Source organism: Klebsiella grimontii (genome assembly GCF_042137965.1).
GTDB lineage: Bacteria > Pseudomonadota > Gammaproteobacteria > Enterobacterales > Enterobacteriaceae > Klebsiella > Klebsiella grimontii.
Map to the genome: position 1 here is coordinate 2943803 of NZ_CP169721.1, position 22092 is coordinate 2965894.

Consider the following 22092-nt stretch of genomic DNA (forward strand, 5'->3'; position numbering starts at 1 on the left):
TGACCCTGAATAATTAAAGTTCTTTTAATGCCTGCTCTGCCAGATCGGCAAAGTAGTGCGCCGCTGGCGCGATCAACCGCTCATCCGGGTTAAACGCCGGATGGTGAAGACCAAATTCGCTGGCGCTGCCGATGCTGACGAAGGCGCCGGGTATATGCTGGAGATAAACGGCAAAATCTTCGCCGCCGAGATGGAGGTCCGCATGATGCGTGCGGTAGCCGGACTTATCGGCCACGTCGCTGGCGAATGCCGCCCAGCGCTCATCATTGACCAGCGCGGTCGGCCCGGCGTACCAGAAGACATCGATCTGCGCGCCGAAGGCGCTGGCGAAGCCGGCGGCAATCTCGCTCACCCGCGCCTTCACCCGCTGCTGGACTTCGCTGCTATGGGTGCGCAGCGTACCTTCCAGCTCGACGCTTTCCGGCAGGACATTCCACGTATTGCCGCCCTGAATCCGCGTCACGCTAAGCACCACGGAATCGAGGGTATTCACTTCGCGGCTGGCGACGCTTTGCAGCAGGGTCACCAGTTGGCTAGCCAGCAGAATGGAGTCCTTCCCTTCATGAGGCCGGGCGGCATGCGCGCCTTTACCGGTCACTTTGAAGACAAAGCGATCGACGTTGGCGTAAAACGCGCCGCCGCGGGTGGCGAACTCGCCTACAGGCAGGCCCGGTTCATTATGCATACCGAAAATGGCGGAAACCCCCTCCAGTACCCCGGCGCGAATCAGGGTTTTCGCGCCGCCGAAGCTCTCTTCCGCCGGCTGGAACAGAATGCGGACGCGTCCCGCCAGCTGCGCTTCGCGTTGTTTCAGCAGTAAGGCCGCGCCAAGGATCACGCTGGTATGAATATCATGCCCGCAGGCGTGCATCACGCCGGCATTCAGCGAACGAAACGGCACGCTGGCCGCCTCTTCGATAGGTAGCGCGTCGATATCGGCGCGCAGGGCTATCACCTTATCGCCGCTGCCCACTTCGGCCACCGCGCCGGTTTTCAGTTCATAAGGCAGCAGGCTGATGCCGCCGCTCTGCAGCCAGTCGCGAATACGCGCGGTGGTATCAACCTCCTGCAGCGAAAGTTCCGGGTACTGGTGCAGTTCGCGCCGCCAGCGTATTAACTGTTCGGCAAGACTCATGGTTGGACCTCCGCGCTCAGATGCGCCTGGGCCAACAGACGCAGGGAGTTCAGACGCGCCGCGCCGTCGCTGATGGGCGTGTCGATAATAAATTCGTCGATGTTCCACGCCGACTGCAGAGCATCCAGCTGCGCTTTCACCTGTTCCGGGGTGCCGAACAGCACCGCCGATTCCCGACGGGCGATGCGCGTCGGCCTGCTACCCGCCTGGCGGGCAAAGGCGGCCGCCTGCGCTTCGCTGCCGACGGTCACCCGCTGGCCGTTTTCCAGCTCAACGCCCCAGACTTCCACGGCGTTTGCCAGATCGGCTGCGGTGGCAGAATCGTCGGCCACCACGGCCTGGACGGCAATAATCGCGTCGCGACGGCTCAGTTCGCGCCAGCGGGTGAGCACCTCGCGCAGCAGATGCTTATCACCGTTGAGATGAGCGGCGAAGACAAAGTTCCAGTCCAACTGCGCCGCCAGCTGCGCGCTTTCCAGGCTGGCGCCGAGGAGAAAGCCGTCTGCGCGACGCGGCGGAATCGGGGTTGCGCGGACGCTCTCTTCCCCGTCGGTTTCGGTCAGCGACAGCCAGTTATCGAGCTGCGCCAGCTGGTCGGCAAAACTCCCTTTTTGCTGGGGATTAAGCCCCTGCTGCAGCGCGCGGGTAGAGAGCGGCAGGCCACCTGGAGCTTTGCCCACGCCCAGATCCACGCGGCCCGGCGCGAGGGAGGCCAGCATATTGAAGTTTTCCGCCACTTTGTACGGGCTGTAGTGCTGGAGCATGACGCCGCCGGAACCGACGCGAATCCGGCGGGTCTGGCCGAGGATCCAGGCGATCGCCAGTTCCGGCGACGGGCTGGCAAGCTGCTCGGTATTGTGGTGTTCGGCTATCCAGAAACGGTGATATCCCCAGGCTTCCGCCTGTTGCGCCAGCGTTAATGTACGCGCCAGCGCCTGGGCGGCCGTTTCTCCGGCCGCCAGCGGGCTTTTATCCAGGATACTGATTCGATAAGACATTTCGCAGGCTCATGTGAATTAACATGTCTGCATTATTAGAAGCGGCCGCAGTCAGTGAGAAACAATTTATTTACATTTGCTCTGCCGGAAATTAGATATGCGGTGAGGTAACTGCCCCGGAGGCGATGCTGCGTCACGACACATTCCCCGGGTTGCGGCGTAAACGCCTTACCCGGGCTACGAGTTCCCGGCAATCTGCGGCCCTGTAGCCCGGCTAAGCGCAGCGCGAGCCGGGGGATTATCGGAGATTCTGCCGAAGCTCGCGCACCAGCGCCTCGGTCTGCTGCTGGTTGCGTAAGCGCACAAAGCGAATATGTCGATACTGCGGATCCTGCATATCCGCCAGATAGCGGCGGCGATTATTGCGCCAGGTTTTTAGCGTCCAGAGAATAATGGAGTCCCGGCTAAAGAAGGAGCGGCGGAAGGTTTCACAGTTACCGGTGCCAGGCCACAGTTCCTGGCGTCGGCTGGCGCGTGAAGCCGCGCGCCAGACCGCCTGGCGCAACGTGCGCCAGAAGCTGTAGTCCACCCACACCACCAGATCCACGTCGCGCCATTTTAGCGGGCGGCTGCGGTTATAGTTACCGTCCAGCACCCAGCCGGGCGCGGCGAGCGCGGCGGCAAGTTTGGCGTAAAACTCATCGTCCGGCGTCCCTTGCCATTCGGGCAGCCAGTAGAGCACATCCATTTCGATATAAGGCAGCGACAGTTCCTGAGCCAGCCGACGCGCGAGGGTAGATTTGCCGACGCCGCTGGTCCCTACTACGTTGATTTTCATCGTGGTCTCTCGGGCAAAACGCGGGCTGAAAATAATAGCGCACGTTGGGCAAAATCGATCAGCGAAATTTCCAGGTGATTACCCCCCCCACAAAACGCGGCGATCTCATTGATATTTAAGCAAGTGCGGTCCGCAAATCTTTTACGTGCGTCCATTTTCCGATACGTGTAGGATTCTCCGCCATGCTCGCTTATCTCATTCCTCAGAATGATGAGAGAGCCAGCAGCACGAACCACTCATGGACATTGACAGGAAAATAGCGACATCAATGAATACAAAACACTCTAGCGTGGCGGAGCAGCACGCTGCCAAACGCCACTGGCTGAATTCGCAGGAGTCCGGCTACCACAAGGCGATGGGCAACCGTCAGGTACAGATGATTGCCATCGGCGGCGCCATCGGTACCGGCTTGTTTCTCGGCGCGGGCGCGCGCCTGCAGATGGCCGGGCCGGCTCTGGCGCTGGTTTATCTGGTCTGCGGCCTCTTTTCGTTTTTTATCCTACGCGCGCTGGGCGAGCTGGTGCTTCATCGCCCTTCGAGCGGCAGCTTCGTCTCCTACGCCCGCGAGTTCCTCGGTGAAAAAGCGGCTTACGTGGCGGGCTGGATGTACTTTGTCAACTGGGCGATGACCGGGATCGTCGATATCACCGCCGTCGCGCTGTATATGCACTACTGGGGCGCGTTCGGCGACGTCCCGCAGTGGGTATTCGCCCTCGGCGCGCTGGCGATTGTCGGCACCATGAACATGATCGGCGTGAAATGGTTCGCCGAGATGGAGTTCTGGTTCGCGCTGGTGAAAGTGCTGGCGATCGTGGCATTTCTGGTGGTCGGAACCATTTTTCTCGGCAGCGGCAAGCCGCTTGATGGCAATGCCACCGGCTTCCACCTGATTACCGATAACGGCGGCCTGTTCCCGCACGGCCTGCTGCCGGCGCTGGTGCTGGTTCAGGGGGTGGTGTTCGCCTTCGCCTCTATCGAACTGGTGGGCACCGCCGCTGGCGAATGTAAAGACCCGCAGACCATGGTGCCGCGCGCGATTAACAGCGTTATCTGGCGTATCGGTCTGTTCTATGTGGGTTCGGTGCTGCTGCTGGTTCTGCTGCTGCCGTGGAATGCCTATCAGGCCGGGCAGAGCCCGTTCGTTACCTTCTTCTCGAAGCTGGGCGTGCCGTATATCGGCAGCGTGATGAATATTGTGGTGTTAACCGCCGCGCTCTCCAGCCTCAACTCCGGTCTCTACTGCACCGGGCGTATTCTGCGCTCCATGTCGATGGGCGGTTCCGCGCCGAAGTTTATGTCGAAAATGAGCCGTCATCACGTGCCTTACGCCGGGATTCTGGCGACGCTTGGCGTCTACGTCGTTGGGGTGTTCCTCAACTATCTGGTGCCTTCACAGGTGTTTGAGATTGTCCTCAACGTCGCGTCGCTGGGGATTATCGCTTCGTGGGGCTTTATTGTGGTGTGCCAGATGCGCCTGCGCAAGGCGATTAAGGAAGGGAAAGCGGCGGACGTCAGCTTCAAGATGCCGGGAGCGCCTTTTACCTCCTGGCTGACCCTGCTGTTCCTGCTGAGCGTGCTGGTATTAATGGCTTTCGATTATCCGAATGGGACCTATACCATCGGTTCGATTCCGCTGATCGCCGTGCTGCTGGTCGCCGGCTGGTTTGGCGTACGTAAGCGCGTACATGATATTCACAGCACCGCGCCGAATATTGAAAAACCGTAACTCGTTCCTTTTGCGGTTTGCCCCACCGGGCAAACCGCAACGGCACAACTTAATTATCTTCCACCAGCTGAGCGACGTCGCTGCTGTTAATCTGGCGCTTATTGCCTGACTCATCGGTATAGCTGGTCATGCCGGTATCTTTATCCAGCTGCGGCTTGCCCTGCGTCACGATAGTCTGCCCGCTTTTCGTCGTCATCACATAGTTTGAGCTACAGCCTGCCAGAAGGGCCAGCATCGCGCCGGCGCAAACGACCATAAATGATTTTTTCATCTTTTCTCCAGGATTAATGCCACCGTCCCGCTTGCGCAGGAAAGACGTCAGTTTATAGCCATTGTATTTATCAGGCTAATAAGTGTTTGTAACAGAGGGTGATATCGCTGAAGGCGTCAGCCGCCGCCCGGCAGACAGACTTTCAGGAGGGGTTACCCCCTCCCGTCAGGATCACAGCGCGATGCGGATAACGTCATCCGGCTGGGTGGCCTCTTTCTGGCGTGTCGATTCCTGCTTCACGCTGACATACAGCGTTTTGCCATCGGCGGATAAGGTCAGGCTGTTCGGGTGAGTCGGGGTTTTGAAGGTCTTGACCACTTTGTAGGTCTTACCATCGATCACGCTCACTTCGCCGGCTTTACGGTGAGTTACGTAGGCTTCATTGCGGGTCGGGTTAAACAGCACGGCCAGGGATTCCGGCGCGGCGATTTTCTCCAGCACTTTACCATCGCGAATATCGACCACCAGCACTTCCGGCTGTTTGCCGTCGGTGATAAAGGCCCGGTGACCGGCGGTATCGAGGCTCAGGTTGAGGTAGAAGTGCTCTTTGCCGTCATCCTGCAGTTTCTTACGCGTCAGGATTTTATTGCTGGCGCTGTCGATGGTCACCAGTTCGCCGTCGGCGTTAGTGGTGTAGATACGGTTCGCTTCCGCGTCCACCGCCAGGCCCGTCGCCATCGCGCCGGTATTGGCAATAGTGTCTTTCAGCGTCAGCTTGTCGCCGTCCACCACCCAGATCACGCTCTCTTTACCCAGACCGGTGATGTAGACAGTATTGGTTTTCTCGTTAACCGCCAGTTCGCGCGGGGCCAGCGGGCGCACGGTTTCGCTGCGCTGACGGGGATCGAGCACCAGACGCCCTTTCACCTTCCCGGTTTTGGCATCAATTGCCGTTACGCTGCTGTCGGTGGTATTGCCAAACCACAGGGTCTGGGTAGCGTTGTTGATCGTTGCGCCGAACGGTTTTAGATCGTTATGAATAATCTGCGTCACTTCCAGCGTCGTCGGATCGAGGCGGTAAACAATACCGCCCTTATCCAGCGAACGGCTTTGCGAAGTCGCCACCCACAGCGCATTCTCCTGCTGGCTATAGGCCATTTCGTACGCGCCCTTGCCAACGGCTTTGCGCAGCATTTCTTCCGCCGCGTGGGCGCTGAAGCTCCCCGCCAGCAGTAATGAAGTTAACAACAGTGAACGGCGCAGACGCGGCGCGGACAGATGACGTAATGACATGACGACTCCCTTTGATAAAACGAATATGTGCCTGCTCGACAGTGCTTCCGTGGCGCAAAATCATGGCTTTGCGCTACTCTTTGTAATGCGAATAGTAATCATTATTTATCGCAATGTGGAGAGTTAATTGCGTTTTGTCCACCCGGCATCACGCAATTCTTGCTATTTGTTAACTCAAATCCTGTTAAGTCTTTTCAAAAAATTTACAAAAGAGTTAACATATATACATATGTTCCGTTTGGTTCGTTTTGCGAGTAACTTTGATGAAAATCCTTTCCGTGCGCGCCGCCGCGCTCCCCGCACTGCTTCTGCCGCTTATTTCTTCAGCGCCAACCGCCCACGCCGCTGAACAGACCATGGTGGTTACCGCCGCACCGTCGGCGGTTTCTGAACTCGATACTCCCGCCGCCGTAAGCGTGGTTAACGGCGACGAGATGCGCCAGGCCGCGCCGCGGGTCAACCTTTCCGAGTCGCTGGGCGCGGTACCGGGGCTACAGGTGCAAAACCGTCAGAACTATGCGCAGGATCTGCAGCTTTCGATTCGTGGCTTCGGCTCCCGCTCCACCTACGGCGTGCGTGGGCTGCGAATTTACGTCGACGGCATTCCGGCCACCATGCCTGATGGCCAGGGACAAACCTCGAATATTGATATTGGCAGCCTCGATTCGCTCGAAGTACTGCGCGGGCCTTTTTCCGCCCTGTACGGCAACTCCTCCGGCGGGGTGATTAACGCCACCACCCAGACCGGCAGCCAGCCGCCCACTATCGAAGCCAGCAGCTACTACGGCAGCTTCGGTACCTGGCATTACGGTATGAAAGCGACCGGCGCGGTCGGCGACGGCAGCCATGCGGGCGATGTCGACTATGTGGTTTCCACCAACCGCTTCACCACTCACGGCTCCCGCGACCATAGCGGCGCGCGTAAGAACCTCGCCAACGCGAAGCTCGGCGTGCGCATTAATGACGACAGCAAACTGACCCTGCTGTTTAACAGCGTGGATATTAAAGCTAATGACGCGGGCGGCCTGAGCTATGACGAATGGCAAAATAACCCGCGCCAGTCGCCAAGAGGCGATCAGTACAATACCCGCAAAACCATTAAACAGACCCAGGCCGGTTTGCGCTACGAGCGCCAGCTGAGCGAGCAGGACGATCTGAGCGTGATGATGTACGCCGGCGAGCGTGAAACCACGCAATATCAGTCGATTCCTCGCGCTCCGCAGCTCAAACCCACCCATGCTGGCGGCGTGATCGACCTGACGCGCCACTATCAGGGGATTGATACCCGCTGGACCCATCGCGGCGAGCTGCTGGTGCCGGTCACCTTTACCACCGGACTTGATTATGAAACCATGACCGAGCGCCGTAAGGGTTATGAAAACTTTGTCATGAGCAACGGCGCGCCGCAGTACGGTGAAAAGGGCGACCTGCGCCGCAATGAACGCAATTTGATGTGGAACGTAGACCCCTATTTGCAAACCCAGTGGCAGCTCACCGAGAAACTCTCTCTCGACGCCGGCGTGCGCTACAGTTCGGTGTGGTTTGATTCCAACGATTATTACGTTACGCCGGGTAACGGCGATGACAGCGGCGAGGCCAGCTATCATAAATGGCTGCCGGCGGGCTCGCTGAAATACGCGGTAACCGATGCCTGGAACGTCTACGTCTCCGCCGGCCGCGGTTTCGAAACGCCGACCATCAATGAGCTTTCCTACCGCTCCGGCGACCAGGGCGGGCTGAACTTTGGCCTGCAGCCGTCCACCAACGAAACCGTTGAAATTGGCAGCAAAGCGCGAATCGGCAACGGCCTGTTGACCGCCGCGCTATTCCAGACCGATACCGATAATGAGATTGTCGTCGACGCCAGCAGCGGCGGGCGCACCAGCTATAAAAACGCCGGTAAAACGCGCCGTCAGGGGATGGAGCTGGGGCTGGATCAGCAGTTCGGCGAGAGCTGGCGTTTAAAAGCGGCCTGGACCTGGCTGGATGCGACCTATCGTACCAACGTCTGCGACGATGCCAGCTGTAAAGGCAATCGTATTCCGGGGATCGCCCGTAATATGGGCTACGCCTCCTTCGGCTATCAGCCCGAGAAAGGCTGGTACGCGGGCAGCGATATTCGCTATATGAGCGATATTATGGCAAACGATGAGAACACCGCCAAAGCGCCGTCCTGGACGGTGGTCGGCCTGACGACCGGCTATAAATGGAGCTACGGCAAGATGGATATGGATCTGTTTGGCCGGGTAGATAACCTGTTCGACCGCAGCTACGCGGGCTCAGTTATCGTGAATGAATCCAACGGCCGCTACTACGAACCGGCGCCGGGCCGTAACTACGGTATCGGGCTAAACCTGGCATGGCGGTTTGAGTAACGCTTGACCACGGCACCTCAACGGAATCGCACGCAGGATCCTGTTGAGGGTTAGCCGTGGGCGCTCGCTACGTTAAATAACGTTTCTTAACGACAATTCGAAAATGATCTTTTCCGCCTGGCAGGAGAAGGCAATGGAAGCCTCAAGCTTTGCCTCATCACCGGCGGGCGCGATGGTATAATCGACCTGCGGCGGCTCGCTGGCGGGCGCGGCGGCCAGGGCACGTTCGCGGACCGCCGCGATGGTGGACTCGGCCTCTTCGCGGCTGGCGAAGTTTTTCTCAACCCGCCAGACGCAGTCCTCATTATCAATAATCGAGCCTACGTCGATGGCACAGCCTTTGGTACTGCATTTATCTACCACATCTTTCATTGCGATTATCTCCTGGAGTTTTCTTTAGAATAAGAATCCGTTGGCGGAAAGCAAACCATTAATATTTGTATGGTTGCGTCGTTTTATCATTATAGGCCTCCGCGGGAAGCGACTTCTTGCGCCACCGCATGGCTACCTCCTGATTGCGCACAGATCAAGCAGCTATGTTGGCAAGCGTCGCGTTATGTCGCGCTCAATCGTGCACGCCATCACACTATTCTGCGTTGAGCCTCGTCTATGGCGCTTTGCGGCGTTACCCTTGTCACAAAATAACGCCAACAAGGAGCTGCCATGGCACTGCCAGTCATTATCGATTGCGATCCGGGTCATGATGACGCGATTGCCCTCGTTCTTGCCCTCGCCTCACCCGAACTCGATGTAAAAGCCGTGACGTCCTCCGCGGGAAACCAGACCCCGGACAAAACGCTGCGTAACGTACTGCGCATGCTCACCCTGCTTAAACGCCCGGATATCCCGGTCGCCGGCGGCGCGCTTAAGCCGCTAATGCGGGAGCTGATTATCGCCGACAACGTGCATGGCGAGAGCGGTCTTGACGGCCCGGCGCTGCCGGAGCCGGGCTTTGCCGCGCAAAGCTGCACCGCCGTCGAGCTGATGGCCAACATCCTGCGCGACAGCGTCGAACCGGTCACGATCGTTGCCACCGGCCCGCAAACCAACGTCGCCCTGCTGCTCAACAGCCATCCGGAACTGCATGCCAAAATCGAGCGTATTGTGATTATGGGCGGCGCAATGGTGCTGGGGAACTGGCAGCCGGCGGTCGAGTTTAATATCTACGTCGACCCGGAAGCCGCGGAGATCGTTTTCCAGTCCGGCCTTCCGGTGGTGATGGCCGGGTTAGACGTCACCCATAAAGCGCAAATCCACGTTGAGGATATCGAGCGTTTCCGCCGTATCGGCAACCCGATATCCACCATCGTCGCCGAACTGCTCGACTTCTTTCTTGAGTACCACAAGGATGAGAAATGGGGCTTTGTCGGCGCGCCGCTGCACGACCCGTGCACCATTGCCTGGCTGCTGAAGCCGGAGATGTTTACCACCGTTGAACGCTGGGTCGGCGTGGAAACGCAGGGGAAATATACTCAGGGGATGACGGTCGTCGATTTTTACAATCTGACCGGTAAGCAGCCGAACGCTACGGTGATGCTCGATGTCGATCGCCAGGCGTTTGTTGACCTGCTGGCCGAGCGGCTGGCGTTTTACGCGTAAATCATCATAAAACCCGGCAGGCGCGACGCCTGCCGGGTAAGCGGTTACTCGTCCGGAGAGACGCGAACCACCACCTTACCGAAGTTCTCACCCTTCAGCAGACCGATGAGCGCCTGCGGCGCGTTCTCCAGGCCGTCAACGACCTGCTCGCGGTATTTGATTTTCCCTGCCTGCACCCAGCGCCCCATCTCCTGCTGGAACTCGGCAATCCGGTGACCGTAATCCTGGCCGATAATAAAGCCCTGCATGCGGATGCGTTTTTTGAGGATCGTCGCCATCAGCAGCGGCAAGCGATCCGGGCCGTCGGGCAGCGCGGTGGCGTTGTAGCCGCTGACCAGGCCGCAAACCGGCACGCGGGCCGAGGTATTCAGCAGCGGCAGAACTTCATCGAACACTTTCCCGCCGACGTTCTCATAGTAGATATCGATCCCCTGCGGGCAGGCTTCAAGCAGTTTGACGGCGAAATCGGGCGCGCGGTGATCGACACAGACGTCGAAGCCGAGAGTTTCTACCGCATAGCGGCACTTCTCGCTGCCGCCGGCGATGCCCACCGTGCGGCAGCCTTTCAGCTTCGCGATCTGTCCGACCGTTGCGCCAACCGGCCCGGTGGCGGCGGCGACCACCAGCGTCTCGCCCGCTTTCGGCTGACCAATATCCAGCAGCCCCATATAGGCGGTAAAGCCGGGCATGCCGAGGATCCCCAGCGCCCACGAAGGGTGTTCAGGACTGTCGCCTAATTTCACCAGCCCGCTGCCGTCGGAAAGTTCATAATCCTGCCAGCCGCCGTAGCCCAGCACCCAGTCGCCGGGCTGAAAATCGGCGTGGTTCGATGTCACCACGCGGCTCACGGTGCCGCCGACCATCACCGCGCCAATGGCGACAGGCGGCGAATAGGAAGGCGCGTCGCTCATCCGCCCGCGCATATAGGGATCCAATGACAGAAAGACGGTGCGCAGCAGCAGCTGCCCCGGCCCGGGAGACGCGACCTCGCCCTCTTCCAGGCGGAAGTTCTCCCCGGTTGGCTCGCCGTGCGGACGCGATGCCAGCAGCCAGCGGCGGTGGCGTTGCGGATTGAAAGCCATAACACACTCCTCTTTTGACAAGTCTGTATTGAGGCTAGCTGCTTTCCCGGCAGCGCGCATTGACATTATGAGGCAGATTGATTGAGTCGGACGACCAGATAGACGCAGGGCTGCGTGGTTTCATTAATAAAGCGGCAGTCGTTAGGCGGCCCGAGCTCCAGGCAGTCCCCCGCCCGCATCTCGTGTCGCGCGTTGCCTTCGATAAACACCAGCTCGCCCTGCTGTAGCCAGATCAGCTGCCGGGCCTGGGCGTAGGATGACGCAGGCATCGGCACATCGCTGCCCGCCGGAAGCTCCACCTGCACCAGGTCGATTGGCAGGTCGCTACGCGGCGAAACGTGCCGCCGCAGATAGTGGCTCTGCGGGTCGCGCCACACCGGCTGATGGGCAAAGCGCAGCAGCTTGCCTTCCTGCATCTCCGCCCTGGCGATCAGCGTCGACATGCTAATGCCGAAAGCGCCGGATAACCGTCCCAGCATCGATGCCGTCGGGCTGCTTTCGCCGCGCTCGATCTTGTGGATCATCGCCCGCGACGCCCCCGCCCGCTCCGCCAGTTCGCTGAGCGACCAGCCGCGGGATTCCCGCTCGATTCGGATACGTGCGCTGATGCGCTGGTTAAGATTGTCTTCTATAGTATTCATAACGTAATACTATAGTGTAGCCCGCCTGTTTGCACAACCAGACGCCCGGCACCGGGAATGAAAATGAAAAAGCCCGGCGTAATAATCGGCCGGGCAAACACGGAGAGTCATTCGATCCGTTAATATAAACGGCGTTACGGCAATAAATGAAAAGAAATCTCGTATCCGACGCCGGTCAGCCGAGGATAAAAATTTCTACCTAAAACAGGTGACAGCCTTGCGTACATTATTGTAATAATATCGTACTACTATAGTGTACAAGCCTTGAGGGTTACCATGACCATCCGCCATGCCAGCAAAGACGATTGCGCGGCAATCGCTGAAATCTACAACCATGCGGTACTGCATACCGCCGCTATCTGGAACGACAATACCGTCGATACCGACAACCGTATTGCCTGGTTTGAGGCCCGACAGCTCGTCGGCTATCCGGTGCTGGTCAGCGAAGAAAACGGCGTAATTACCGGTTATTCTTCCTTCGGCGACTGGCGCGCCTTTGACGGCTTTCGCCACACCGTCGAGCATTCCGTCTATGTTCACCCCGATCATCAGGGCCAAGGGCTGGGCCGCCGTCTGCTGGTCGCCCTCATCGCCGAGGCTAAGCGGTTGAATAAGCACGTTATGGTTGCCGGTATTGAGGCGCAAAATCAGGCTTCACTGCATCTGCATGATACCCTGGGCTTTATCACCACCGGGCAAATGCCGCAGGTTGGCACCAAATTTGGCCGCTGGCTGGATCTGACCTTTATGCAGCTGCAGCTTGACGATCGCCGCGATCCGGACGGTAGCGCATGAATCAAACGCTAACCCTCGCCTGTTTAGTTGCCGCTGGCGTCGGGCTGGTGCTGCAAAACACGCTGATGGTGCGCATTACCCAGTCCGCATCGACCATTCTGATCGCCATGCTGCTTAACTCGCTGGTCGGCATCGTGATTTTCGTGACCATCCTGCTGCTTAAGCACGGCGCGGCGGGGTTTCAGGAGCTGGCGGTTAGCGTAAAGTGGTGGACGCTCATTCCCGGTTTGCTAGGCTCGTTCTTTGTCTTCGCCAGCATCAGCGGCTATCAGAACGTCGGAGCGGCAACCACCATTGCGGTATTGATTGCCAGCCAGCTGGCGGGGGGGTTAGTGATGGATCTGATTCGTGCGCACCACGTCCCGCTTCGCGCGCTGATTGGCCCGCTCTGCGGCGCGGTGATGCTGGTGGTCGGCGCCTGGCTGGTGGCCAGACGCCAGTTCTAACGGCTTGACTAATGAATTTCGCCGCCGCGGGTTAGCTGCTCGCGGCGCGCTTCCTGCTCCTCATGCTGCTGGCGGCCATGGTGGGCGATGGCGGTCCGCAAACGCTGCTGCTGAACGTAGCGCTCTTCCCGCCCCAGCTCCGCGTCATCGCTCAGCGCGATCAGCAATTCATTCATATGGGTAATGACGCTTTCGGCAATCGCGGCGTCCACGCGGGCGACGACCTCATCCAGATGCGACATGTTTTCTCCTTGCGGCTTAGTTGAGTTTAACTTTGGAAAAATCGCTGCCCATCAGGCTCACGCTGTAGCCGCTGACGTTGCTGCGCGTCGCGTAGAAGGTCTTCCCGGTCGCCAGGGTGATCCAGGGGGCCTGCTGCTGAAAAATCGTCTGCGCCTCGCCGTATAGCTTAGCGCGCGCCTGCGGATCGCTGACCAGGATAGCCTTTTTCACCAGCGCATCGTAGGACTTATCGCACCAGCGGGCAACGTTAGAGCCGGTTTTGATGTTATCGCAGCTTAGCAGGGTGCCGGCGAAGTTATCCGGATCGCCGTTATCGGACATCCAGCCAAACAGCGCGCTGTCGTGCTCGCCTTTACGCATTCCGGCGAGATATTCCCCCCACTCATAGGTGACGATTTTGGCTTTAATCCCGACCTTGCTCCAGTCATTCTGGATCATCTCGGCAATACGGCGCGAATTGGGGTTATAGGGACGCTGCACCGGCATCGACCACAGGGTCACTTCGGCCCCCTTCTCCAGTCCGGCCTGCTTAAGCAGGTCTTTCGCTTTTTGCGGATCGTAGTCGTAGTCCGGTAGATCTTTCTTATAGCCGAGCATATTGGCGGGGATCGGTGATTTCGCGACGCTGCCGGAGTCGAGGAACACCGCTTTCACGATCGCCTGCTTGTCGGTCGCGTAGTTCAGCGCCTGACGCACCAGAACATTATCAAACGGCTTTTTCTCGGTATTAAACGCCAGATAACCAACGTTGAGCGCTTCTACCGAATGCAACGCCAGATCTTTATTGCCCTTAATCACCGGGAACTGTACCGGCGACGGCGCGGGAATAATCTGGCACTCATTGGTTTGCAGCTTCGCCAGCCGCGTCTCAACGTTCGGCGTGATCGAGAAGATCAGGTGTTTGGTCGGCACTTCACCGTCCCAGTAGTGCGGATTGGCGATATAGCGGATCTGCGAATCCGCTTTATATTGCTGCAGCGCATAAGGTCCGGTGCCGACAGGCCAGGTATCGACATACTCCGGCGTCCCTTTTTTCAGCATCGCATCAGCATATTCAGCAGAGAGTATCGACGCAAAATCCATGCCCCAGTCGGCGAGGAACGCCGCGTTGGGTTCGCTCAGTACAAACTGGACGTGGTAATCATCGAGCTTTTTAACCTCTTTGATCAGCTTATCCAGCCCAACGTCATGAAAGTATTCGTAATGCCCCTGAGAAACATTATGGTACGGATGGTTGGCATCTTTCTGCCTCAGCACCGAGAACAGCACGTCATCGGCGTTGAAATCGCGGGTCGGCTTAAAGAATTTGTTGCTGTTGAACTGCACGCCCTTACGCAGGGTGAAAGTCCAGGTTTTGCCGTCCGGCGAGACGCTCCATTCGGTCGCCAGCGAAGGAATTGGCGTGTTTTTCACCGGATCGAAGTTTATCAGGCGGTTATAAAGCACCTGAGAACTGGCAACGAACGATGGGCCCGAACTGGCAATCTGCGGGTTGAAAGATTCCGGCGAAGCTTCGGAGCAGTAGACCAGCGTATCGTTTCCCGCCGCCCAGGCGCTGGCCGCCGGAAAGAGTGCGCTCAACGCCAGCGCAAGCAGCGTTTTCCCTGTAGACATGGTTATAAGCCTTATGAATTTGTTATAAGTGCTTTAATAACAGCACAGGAGGATTCAACCGGCAAATAATCAATTGCTATCAGGTTATGCTAAAAACCGCGTTTTCGCCGATTAATTCTACATCCGCTCGTTTGACGTCATTGAATCCAGCAATAAATGTGAAGCGTGCGGAAGGTTACGAAAAAAGCGGGCGATAACCGCCCCGCCGGCATCGCGCTTCCGCGCCACCCGGTACACTCGGCAAATCGTAACGTCAGGAGAAGATAACAATGACCATAACCTGCAGCCTGTACACCAACGGCCAGTGGCACGATGCCGAAGGCCGCGCCACCTTTACCCGCAACAATCCGCTGACGCAAGAGACCGCCTCCGTTGCCAGCGCCGCCAGCCTGGCGGACGCTCGTCGCTGCGCCGATACCGCGGGCGCGGCGTTCCCGCAGTGGCGCGACACGGTCCCCGCCGAACGCCGACGCCTGCTGCTGGAAGCCGCAGAAGAGATGCTGCGCCGCGAGGCGAAGTTTATTGCCGCTATGGCGGCAGAAACGGGGGCCACCGCGCACTGGGCCGGTTTTAACGTCCACCTGGCCGCCGATATTCTGCGTGAAGCCGCCGCGCTGACCACGCAAATCGAGGGCCAGGTGATCCCCTCCAACGTGCCGGGAAATCTGGCGCTGGCCATCCGCCAGGGCGCGGGAGTCGTGCTCGGCATGGCGCCGTGGAACGCGCCATTAATCCTGGCGACCCGCGCTATCGCCACGCCGCTGGCTTGTGGAAATACGGTTATCCTCAAAGGCGCGGAGCTGTCTCCGGCAACCCAGGGGTTGATCATCGATGCCCTGGCAGCGGCAGGCTTTCCCGCCGGGGTGGTCAATTATCTGACCTGTCCCCCCGCCGACGCGCCTGCGCTGGTGGAGTCCCTGATCGCCCACCCCGCCGTACGCCGCATCAATTTCACCGGTTCGACGCCGGTGGGGCGGATAATCGCCCGCACCTGCGGTGAACATCTGAAACCCGCGGTACTGGAACTGGGCGGCAAAGCGCCGCTGCTGGTGCTGGATGACGCTGACCTCGAACAGGCCGCGGCAGGAGCAATTTTTGGCGCCTTCGCCAACGCCGGGCAAATCTGCATGTCAACCGAGCACATCATCGTCGATGCCGCCGTCGCGGAACCGTTCGTGGCGCTGCTGGCCAAACGAGCCGCCGCCCTGCCCGCCAGCCTTCTCGGTCCGGTGGTGGAGATGAGAACCGTCGCCCGCTGCAACGCGCTAATAGAGGACGCGCTGGCGAAAGGCGCGCGCCTGCTCGCAGGCGGCATGTCCGACTCAACGCAGATGCGCGCCACCCTGCTCGATGGCGTCACCCGCGAGATGCGCATCTGGCATGAGGAGTCCTTTGGCCCGGTGAAATCGATTATTCGCGTTCAGGATGAAGCCGAAGCGCTGGCCGTCGCCAATGAAAGCGAATATGGCCTCTCGTCGGCGATCTACAGCCGGGACAGCGCCCGGGCGTGGAACCTGGCGCAAAATCTGCAAACCGGCATTTGCCACATTAACGGCCCCACCGTGCATGATGAGGCGCAAATGCCGTTTGGCGGCTGCAAATCGTCGGGCTACGGCCGCTTTGGCGGACGCGCGGGGGTGGCGGAGTTTACCGAGCTACGCTGGATAACGCTGCAAACGGTCCCGCGCGAGCTACCGTTTTAAGCCTCAGGGCTGCCAGTGGTTATTGAATTCCCACAGGCGATTGAAGGCAACATCATCAAGCTGACGTTCTGCGGCGGGATTGCCGCGGAACGGCCGGGAGGTGGTGGCCGCAGCGCCCCAGGGGGAAAGCCGATCGTAGCTTTGATCGATAGTACTGTTGGCGATAAGCGCCTGACCGTTAGCGGTTTTTCCGGGTAAATAGCCGGTCTTGCCCGCCCCCTGATCCCAGGCGCGGCCCAGCTTCGCCTTGAAGCCGCCCCGATAGCCGCTATCGCCGGTAAAACGGCTGTTGATCACCAAAAATCCACACGGGTTATCCGGCAACGTATTCGGCGCAAGCACGTAAGCTTCGGGCGAGCGGCGCGTTGAGACGGTGTGAAAATGGACATTATCAAAAACCACGTTTGCCCGGCCAAAAACATAGTCCACATCGCCTTCTACGTAGCTGTCTTTGACATATACCCGGCTGATACGGTCGGTCACCGCCTCATTGCGCCGATTGCTGGTATTGACATAGAGCGTATCCTGGCGTCCCAGCAGACGGACGTTCTCCAGCTGCACCCGATCGCCATCCGTCCGCAGCGCCACGCCCTGATGGGTCGCACCGTCGACGGTGTCGAGCAGGCTATTGACTACGCTGAGGTTCAGCAGCTGAAAATCCGCGCTTTGCGACCACATCACCGCCGCGCAGTTGGTGCCTATCGTCCTGGCAGTACGTCCGGCGCACAGCGCATACTGATACCATGCCGGATCGCCTTCACGATACTGTTGCTGGCTATTCACCTGCTGGCGATAGCGCGATACCGGGAACTGCGAGTCTATCGCCAGCTCTATTCTCACCGCTTGAGGATTATCCCCGGCGCCGTAGAGGGTTATCGGCGGTGCCCCTTCAGGGATATAGACCGTCTCCCGATAGATACCCGGTTCAATGCGGATATAGATACGCTCATCACCGGCCGCGTGCTGGTTGATTGCCGCGTTGACCGCCTGCTGAATGCGGGTGAACGGCGCACCCGACGGCGCTACGCGCAACGCGCTTTCGGCCCGCGGGAGACGCGCAGGCGATGGCGACCAGGGGCCATCGGGGGCACTCAACGCGCCGCCTTTTGCAAAATAGCGTTCCATGGTGAAGGTTGCCGCTTCCGCCGCCGTAAGCTGCGGGCGGGAAGCTGTCCCGCGCGGATTTTGCGACACGCACCCTTGCAGAAGCAGCGGTGTACAGAGTAAAGCCGAGATACCCAGGATAGTGATTTTTCGCATTTCGCACTCGCCAAAAATAAAAGAAACGAAAAATCAAAATAAATGAAATATCGTTTCTTTTCGTATATAGCGATCACGAATCAGGCTTCTGCCTCAATACCGGCGTAAAAATCGGCCAGCGTACGCGCCAGCGCTGAGGGGTTTTCCCACGCCATGGAATGCCCGGCCTTCGGTATCACCAGCAGCGGGATCCCGGCGGCTTCACTCTCCGTCGCCTCCCGGGCAGGCAGCGAAAACGCTCCGTATATCAGCGCTCTGGGGCAGGATAAATTGACAAAGCGCGCGAACCAGGAGGGATTAGCGCCCTTCACCAGGCTGGCCGCGCCGCGCCACACCGCCCAGGGGGCGCTGTTTTGCAGGCAGCCGGCCCAGGGCGAGGTTTCGGCGGAGAGCATTTCGGCGTAGCCGCGGGCAATAAAGCGTTCTTCCGTTTGCCCGGCGATGCGCCTGCTGTACATTCCACCCCCGGGATAGAGATTGGGCTCGGCTACCAGCAACGCCCGCACCCGTCCGGCAAGGCGCCCGGCCGCTTCAATCGCGACGCTGCCGCCCATGCTGTGACCAAATAAATAGCAGCGTTCAAGGGCTAAGCGATCCACCAGCTCGACCACTACCGCGGCCTGATCGGCGATACGGTAGCTGAAGGATTCAGGTTTATCGCTATAGCCGAAACCGGGTAAATCGACAAGGATCATTCGCCGCCCGGCCAGCGCCGGGTCGGCAGCAACGCGCGGATAATCATAGCTTGAGGCACAGCCCAGGCCGTGGATAAACACAATGGGTTCGCCGTAACCGGGTAGATCGAGCCAGCGCACGGTGGCGCCAGCCTGAGGAGAATAAAAACCGTTCATCGAAAAGCCTCCATTTAATTACGCCTGTTTTTTTATACAGTCATAACGAAAGGTGAGCTATCGATTTTTAAATCAAAACAGGGAGACCAGCAGCGCCATTGGAAAACTGAACGGCCAGGTCGCGCCAATCAGCAGCGCCGCCAGCAGGCGGATCCAGCGGCTCTCTTTGGTTAAGAACCAGCTTATTACCGCACAGATACAGCCCATAACTGCATAAAAAACCAGCATTTTCTGGTATAAAGTCATTTTTCTTCTTCCTTCCCTGACTGGCATTTACGCATATCGCGATGCCTTTTCGCACCCCAGAGTGCGTCAGAGATTATGACATTTTAAAACACACAACAGCGTTAATTTCGGAAAAACGCCCGATTCATCTTTGTCCGATAGCGCAACCTTTAAGCGCGTACTATAACTGTAGAGGCTTATTCATAAAGGTGGCGTTATGGATGTTTCCAGCAAAACCGTCCTTCTGATAAATGTCGGCGCGGCACTTGCGCTTATCGGCCTGTTATCCGTTCGTTTTGGTTGGTTTTAAAGATTTTACTCAGCAGCGAAACCTAAAAAAGCAGCCTGGTCAGGCTGCTTTTTTACGATTTGAAAGACCCCGCCTCCGCTGCAAGCGTACGCTTTTGCGCGACCATTAGCTTTTGAACGTCGGGATTCCATGCCGGCAGCAGATCGACTTTTTCACTATCCCACGCGGCCGCTATGCAGATCGATTCCGCGCCACCCTGCTTTTCACAGCCAATAATCTGTTTGGCCGGAAAATTGCCGTAAAGTATCGCCGTGGCGCAGGCCACAAAGAGAAAACACGCTATTTTATTCAAAACAATATCAACTTCGAAGCAACAAATTGCGCCGAATGTTCGCATGAGCGGCTATAGAAAGTCAAACGCCCGGCGCATGGCTTATTAGCCGTAATGATGCCCGCAAATTTAACAAAAAAATTACATTCACCCTAAGCTTAAAGGTGAAAATGGGCGATTAAATATCGCCAATGTTAAATCGCTACCGTCGGAGATAATAATCACCCCGGCCGCCGTAAATACCATTATAAATAATAGGTCTAATTCCAACTATAAATATGCCCCATGCGTCGTAAGCCGCACGACACGGTATTGCTGAAAGCGAATGCGCTTTTCATCGCGCGGGGTAATTGTTCATTATTCTTTATACACGCAGGTTCGCAAGAACGTATTGCGATCATCATTATTAGCAGGGTCAGCGGCGGCAAGGATTTATGAAAAATGAACAGACTCACAAAAATAATTAATATATCAATAGGTTATATCGGAAAATGATAGTCTAAAGCCTGCAGATTATTTTAAATGATAAGAAATATCATTTGCGTTATTTAGCACAAAATCATACATTCATAATCACAAGTTATGCGAAGCTTGTTTTTTACTCATTTATTTTTGAGGTGGCACATGTCCGGAATCGCCGTTCTTATTGTGGCGTTAATTTTATTAATTGCTGCAATTTATAATCTTTTTTCCTACGTTCGCGAGCGTCGCCAGGCGAGTTTACCGAGCAAAAAAACAAAACGTTAGCCTGATTATCATTTGCCAAAAAATAGATGTCTTGATACGTAATAAATACGCGATCGCATGACATCGGGCAAACTCGCAGTAACAAACCCGTAGCGCCTGAACAACAAAAAGCCCCTGCAGGTGATGCAGGGGCTCGAGAATGAGTAGCGTCATATCGCGGCTTCCCGCTCAGGGCGCATCGCGCGCCCCGGGGAAGGAAACCAGCCCCATCCGGCGCTTATCTCCGGCACTCATCATGGCTTAGCTCTTGAAGGGGCATGAGAATATTCTCATAAATCCCCGCTCCCGTTTTAACTTTTTCTGCTATTGCTAACTATTAGCACGGTAATTTGTCCATGCCGCAATTATCACAACCGTGCCCTACCCGTGTTTAATCATTACGTGCCGGATAGTGGTGTAATCCTCCAGGCCGTACATCGACATATCCTTGCCGTAGCCGGAAAGCTTCTGCCCGCCGTGCGGCATTTCGCTGACCAGCATGAAATGGGTGTTGACCCAGGTGCAACCATATTGCAAACGCGCGCTAAGGCGATGCGCTCGGCCGACATCCCGGGTCCACACCGACGAAGCCAGACCATACTGCGAATCGTTGGCCCAGCTCAGCGCCTGCTCTTCATCAGTAAACGAGGTGATGCTGACGACCGGGCCGAAGACCTCGCGCTGGACGATCGCATCTTCCTGCCTGGCTCCCGCCAGCAGCGTCGGCTGGTAGTAGTAGCCGTTACCGGGCGCTTTGCTGCCGCCGGCGATCACCTGAATATGCGGCAGCGCGCGGGCGGCATCGACGGCGGCGCTGACCCGCTCCAGATGCGCCTGCGAACTCAGCGGCCCCAGTTCGGTGGTCTCATCGTCCGGCGGGCCCATCTTCAGGCTGGCAACCGCGGCGCCGAGTTTTTCCACCAGCTGGTCATAAATCCCGGCCTGGGCGTAAATCCGGCAGGCGGCGGTGCAGTCCTGACCGGCATTATAGAAACCAAAGGTCCGTACGCCCTCCACCACCGCGTCGATATCCGCATCATCAAAGACGATAACCGGCGCTTTCCCGCCCAGTTCCATATGGGTACGCTTAATCGACGACGCGGTGTGGCCGATAATATGCGCGCCGGTGGCAATCGAACCGGTCAACGACACCATGCGCACCTTCGCATGGGCGGTGAGCGGATCGCCGACGGTAGCGCCGCGGCCAAACAGCACGTTAAGCACCCCGGCGGGGAAAACCTCTTTTGCCAGTTCGCCCAGCTTCAGCGCGGTCAAGGGGGTAATCTCCGAAGGTTTGATCACCACGCAGTTGCCGGCGGCCAGCGCCGGGGCCAGTTTCCAGGCCGCCATCATCAGCGGGTAGTTCCACGGCGCGATGGAGGCCACCACGCCAACCGGATCGCGGCGGATCATGGAGGTGTGGCCTTCGAGATACTCACCCGCCGCCATACCCGGCAGACAGCGCGCCGCCCCGGCAAAGAAGCGGAACACATCGGCGACCGCCGGCAGTTCATCGTTGATCACGCAGTGCAGAGGCTTGCCGCAGTTGAGCGACTCAAGCTTAGCCAGCGTCTGCGCATGTTCGTCAATCACGTCCGCCAGCGCCAGCAGGCATTCGGCGCGGCTCCTGGGCGTGGTCTGGCTCCAGCTGATAAAGGCCTGGTCTGCGGCCTCAACCGCGGCCTCAACCTGCGCCGCCGTGGCTTCGGCAATCGACACGATCTCTTCACCGGTGGCAGGATTAAACACCGGCACAGCCTCGCCTTCCCCAGCCACTAACTTACCGTTAATCAAAAGGTTATTTTGCATA

The 22092-nt window shown here is 58.0% G+C and carries 23 protein-coding genes; 8 read left to right on the top strand and 15 right to left on the bottom strand.

All coding sequences use genetic code 11. The features are described 5' to 3' along the window. Positions 1-13: 13 nt before the first annotated feature. From ACE3MN_RS13880 to ACE3MN_RS13890, 3 genes are all read right to left on the bottom strand, one after another. Complete coding sequence (locus ACE3MN_RS13880; RefSeq protein WP_102649846.1) at positions 14-1135, bottom strand: amidohydrolase; 1122 nt, start codon at positions 1133-1135, stop codon at positions 14-16. Continuing rightward, on the bottom strand, positions 1132-2133 hold the full coding sequence (locus ACE3MN_RS13885; protein WP_049131571.1) for an LLM class flavin-dependent oxidoreductase: 1002 nt from the start codon (positions 2131-2133) through the stop codon (positions 1132-1134). Before ACE3MN_RS13885 ends, ACE3MN_RS13880 begins: the two co-directional genes overlap by 4 nt. A 238-nt stretch (positions 2134-2371) precedes the next feature. Next, positions 2372-2911, bottom strand: a complete 540-nt coding sequence (locus ACE3MN_RS13890; protein WP_024358257.1) for an AAA family ATPase — start codon at positions 2909-2911, stop codon at positions 2372-2374. Positions 2912-3179: 268 nt separating this feature from the next. Here ACE3MN_RS13890 and ansP point away from each other — a divergent pair, with 268 nt between their 5' ends. Beyond that, positions 3180-4637: an L-asparagine permease gene (ansP, locus tag ACE3MN_RS13895; protein WP_024358258.1), complete on the top strand. Its 1458-nt coding sequence runs from the start codon at positions 3180-3182 to the stop codon at positions 4635-4637. A 49-nt stretch (positions 4638-4686) separates the two neighbouring features. Here ansP and ACE3MN_RS13900 read toward each other — a convergent pair whose 3' ends face one another. Together ACE3MN_RS13900 and ACE3MN_RS13905 are read right to left on the bottom strand one after the other, a co-directional pair. Then, a complete protein-coding gene (locus ACE3MN_RS13900) occupies positions 4687-4908 on the bottom strand; it encodes a YgdI/YgdR family lipoprotein (RefSeq protein ID WP_004120747.1) in 222 nt (73 codons plus the stop codon). Between the two features lie 171 nt (positions 4909-5079). Beyond that, positions 5080-6141: a YncE family protein gene (locus ACE3MN_RS13905; protein ID WP_004120750.1), complete on the bottom strand. Its 1062-nt coding sequence runs from the start codon at positions 6139-6141 to the stop codon at positions 5080-5082. Between the two features lie 263 nt (positions 6142-6404). Between ACE3MN_RS13905 and pqqU the strand changes: the two genes are divergently transcribed. Further along, on the top strand, positions 6405-8516 hold the full coding sequence (pqqU, locus tag ACE3MN_RS13910) for a TonB-dependent receptor PqqU (RefSeq protein ID WP_177951871.1): 2112 nt from the start codon (positions 6405-6407) through the stop codon (positions 8514-8516). 72 nt (positions 8517-8588) lie between these two features. Here pqqU and ACE3MN_RS13915 read toward each other — a convergent pair whose 3' ends face one another. Next, positions 8589-8888 carry a DUF406 domain-containing protein gene (locus ACE3MN_RS13915; RefSeq protein WP_004138889.1) on the bottom strand — a complete coding sequence of 100 codons (300 nt, stop codon included), beginning with the start codon at positions 8886-8888 and terminating at the stop codon, positions 8589-8591. A 291-nt stretch (positions 8889-9179) separates the two neighbouring features. Here ACE3MN_RS13915 and rihA point away from each other — a divergent pair, with 291 nt between their 5' ends. Then, positions 9180-10115, top strand: coding sequence for a pyrimidine-specific ribonucleoside hydrolase RihA (rihA, locus tag ACE3MN_RS13920; RefSeq protein ID WP_024358260.1), 936 nt, complete (start codon positions 9180-9182; stop codon positions 10113-10115). A gap of 44 nt (positions 10116-10159) precedes the next feature. Here the strand turns inward: rihA and ACE3MN_RS13925 are convergent, their stop codons facing one another. Both ACE3MN_RS13925 and ACE3MN_RS13930 read right to left on the bottom strand, forming a co-directional pair. Then, on the bottom strand, positions 10160-11197 hold the full coding sequence (locus ACE3MN_RS13925) for an NADP-dependent oxidoreductase (RefSeq protein WP_024358261.1): 1038 nt from the start codon (positions 11195-11197) through the stop codon (positions 10160-10162). 65 nt (positions 11198-11262) lie between these two features. Next, on the bottom strand, positions 11263-11838 hold the full coding sequence (locus ACE3MN_RS13930) for a helix-turn-helix domain-containing protein (protein ID WP_004138903.1): 576 nt from the start codon (positions 11836-11838) through the stop codon (positions 11263-11265). Positions 11839-12114: 276 nt separating this feature from the next. Between ACE3MN_RS13930 and ACE3MN_RS13935 the strand changes: the two genes are divergently transcribed. Both ACE3MN_RS13935 and ACE3MN_RS13940 read left to right on the top strand, forming a co-directional pair. Continuing rightward, on the top strand, positions 12115-12633 hold the full coding sequence (locus ACE3MN_RS13935; protein ID WP_004138905.1) for a GNAT family N-acetyltransferase: 519 nt from the start codon (positions 12115-12117) through the stop codon (positions 12631-12633). After that, a complete protein-coding gene (locus ACE3MN_RS13940) occupies positions 12630-13079 on the top strand; it encodes a DMT family transporter (protein ID WP_004138908.1) in 450 nt (149 codons plus the stop codon). The genes ACE3MN_RS13935 and ACE3MN_RS13940 overlap by 4 nt, the downstream gene beginning before the upstream one ends. 8 nt (positions 13080-13087) lie before the next feature. Here the strand turns inward: ACE3MN_RS13940 and ACE3MN_RS13945 are convergent, their stop codons facing one another. Together ACE3MN_RS13945 and ACE3MN_RS13950 are read right to left on the bottom strand one after the other, a co-directional pair. Then, on the bottom strand, positions 13088-13321 hold the full coding sequence (locus tag ACE3MN_RS13945) for a YdcY family protein (RefSeq protein ID WP_004120770.1): 234 nt from the start codon (positions 13319-13321) through the stop codon (positions 13088-13090). Positions 13322-13337: 16 nt separating this feature from the next. Beyond that, positions 13338-14936, bottom strand: coding sequence for an ABC transporter substrate-binding protein (locus ACE3MN_RS13950; RefSeq protein WP_024358262.1), 1599 nt, complete (start codon positions 14934-14936; stop codon positions 13338-13340). 269 nt (positions 14937-15205) lie between these two features. On the opposite strand from ACE3MN_RS13950, the gene ACE3MN_RS13955 reads away from it, so the two are divergent. After that, the gene (locus tag ACE3MN_RS13955; protein WP_102649849.1) at positions 15206-16639 is read left to right on the top strand and encodes an aldehyde dehydrogenase; all 1434 of its coding nucleotides are present in this window, start codon (positions 15206-15208) and stop codon (positions 16637-16639) included. Positions 16640-16642: 3 nt separating this feature from the next. On the opposite strand, the gene ACE3MN_RS13960 is transcribed toward ACE3MN_RS13955, so the two are convergent. The 3 genes from ACE3MN_RS13960 to ACE3MN_RS13970 all read right to left on the bottom strand — a co-directional run bounded on the left by ACE3MN_RS13960 (position 16643) and on the right by ACE3MN_RS13970 (position 18996). Next, positions 16643-17899 carry a putative acyl-CoA thioester hydrolase gene (locus tag ACE3MN_RS13960; protein WP_102649850.1) on the bottom strand — a complete coding sequence of 419 codons (1257 nt, stop codon included), beginning with the start codon at positions 17897-17899 and terminating at the stop codon, positions 16643-16645. A gap of 80 nt (positions 17900-17979) precedes the next feature. Then, a complete protein-coding gene (locus tag ACE3MN_RS13965; RefSeq protein ID WP_102649851.1) occupies positions 17980-18750 on the bottom strand; it encodes an alpha/beta fold hydrolase in 771 nt (256 codons plus the stop codon). A gap of 72 nt (positions 18751-18822) precedes the next feature. Further along, positions 18823-18996: a GhoT/OrtT family toxin gene (locus ACE3MN_RS13970; protein WP_004101823.1), complete on the bottom strand. Its 174-nt coding sequence runs from the start codon at positions 18994-18996 to the stop codon at positions 18823-18825. Positions 18997-19192: 196 nt separating this feature from the next. Between ACE3MN_RS13970 and yncL the strand changes: the two genes are divergently transcribed. Next, complete coding sequence (yncL, locus tag ACE3MN_RS13975; protein ID WP_004101822.1) at positions 19193-19285, top strand: stress response membrane protein YncL; 93 nt, start codon at positions 19193-19195, stop codon at positions 19283-19285. A gap of 52 nt (positions 19286-19337) precedes the next feature. Here yncL and ACE3MN_RS13980 read toward each other — a convergent pair whose 3' ends face one another. Further along, positions 19338-19622, bottom strand: coding sequence for a hypothetical protein (locus tag ACE3MN_RS13980; RefSeq protein WP_004138917.1), 285 nt, complete (start codon positions 19620-19622; stop codon positions 19338-19340). A 558-nt stretch (positions 19623-20180) separates the two neighbouring features. Between ACE3MN_RS13980 and ACE3MN_RS13985 the strand changes: the two genes are divergently transcribed. Continuing rightward, positions 20181-20303 (top strand): small membrane protein, encoded by a 123-nt coding sequence (locus ACE3MN_RS13985; protein ID WP_004138919.1) that lies wholly within the window; start codon positions 20181-20183, stop codon positions 20301-20303. Positions 20304-20663: 360 nt separating this feature from the next. On the opposite strand, the gene patD is transcribed toward ACE3MN_RS13985, so the two are convergent. Further along, positions 20664-22091 (bottom strand): aminobutyraldehyde dehydrogenase, encoded by a 1428-nt coding sequence (gene patD, locus ACE3MN_RS13990; protein WP_102649852.1) that lies wholly within the window; start codon positions 22089-22091, stop codon positions 20664-20666. Position 22092 lies beyond the last annotated feature (1 nt).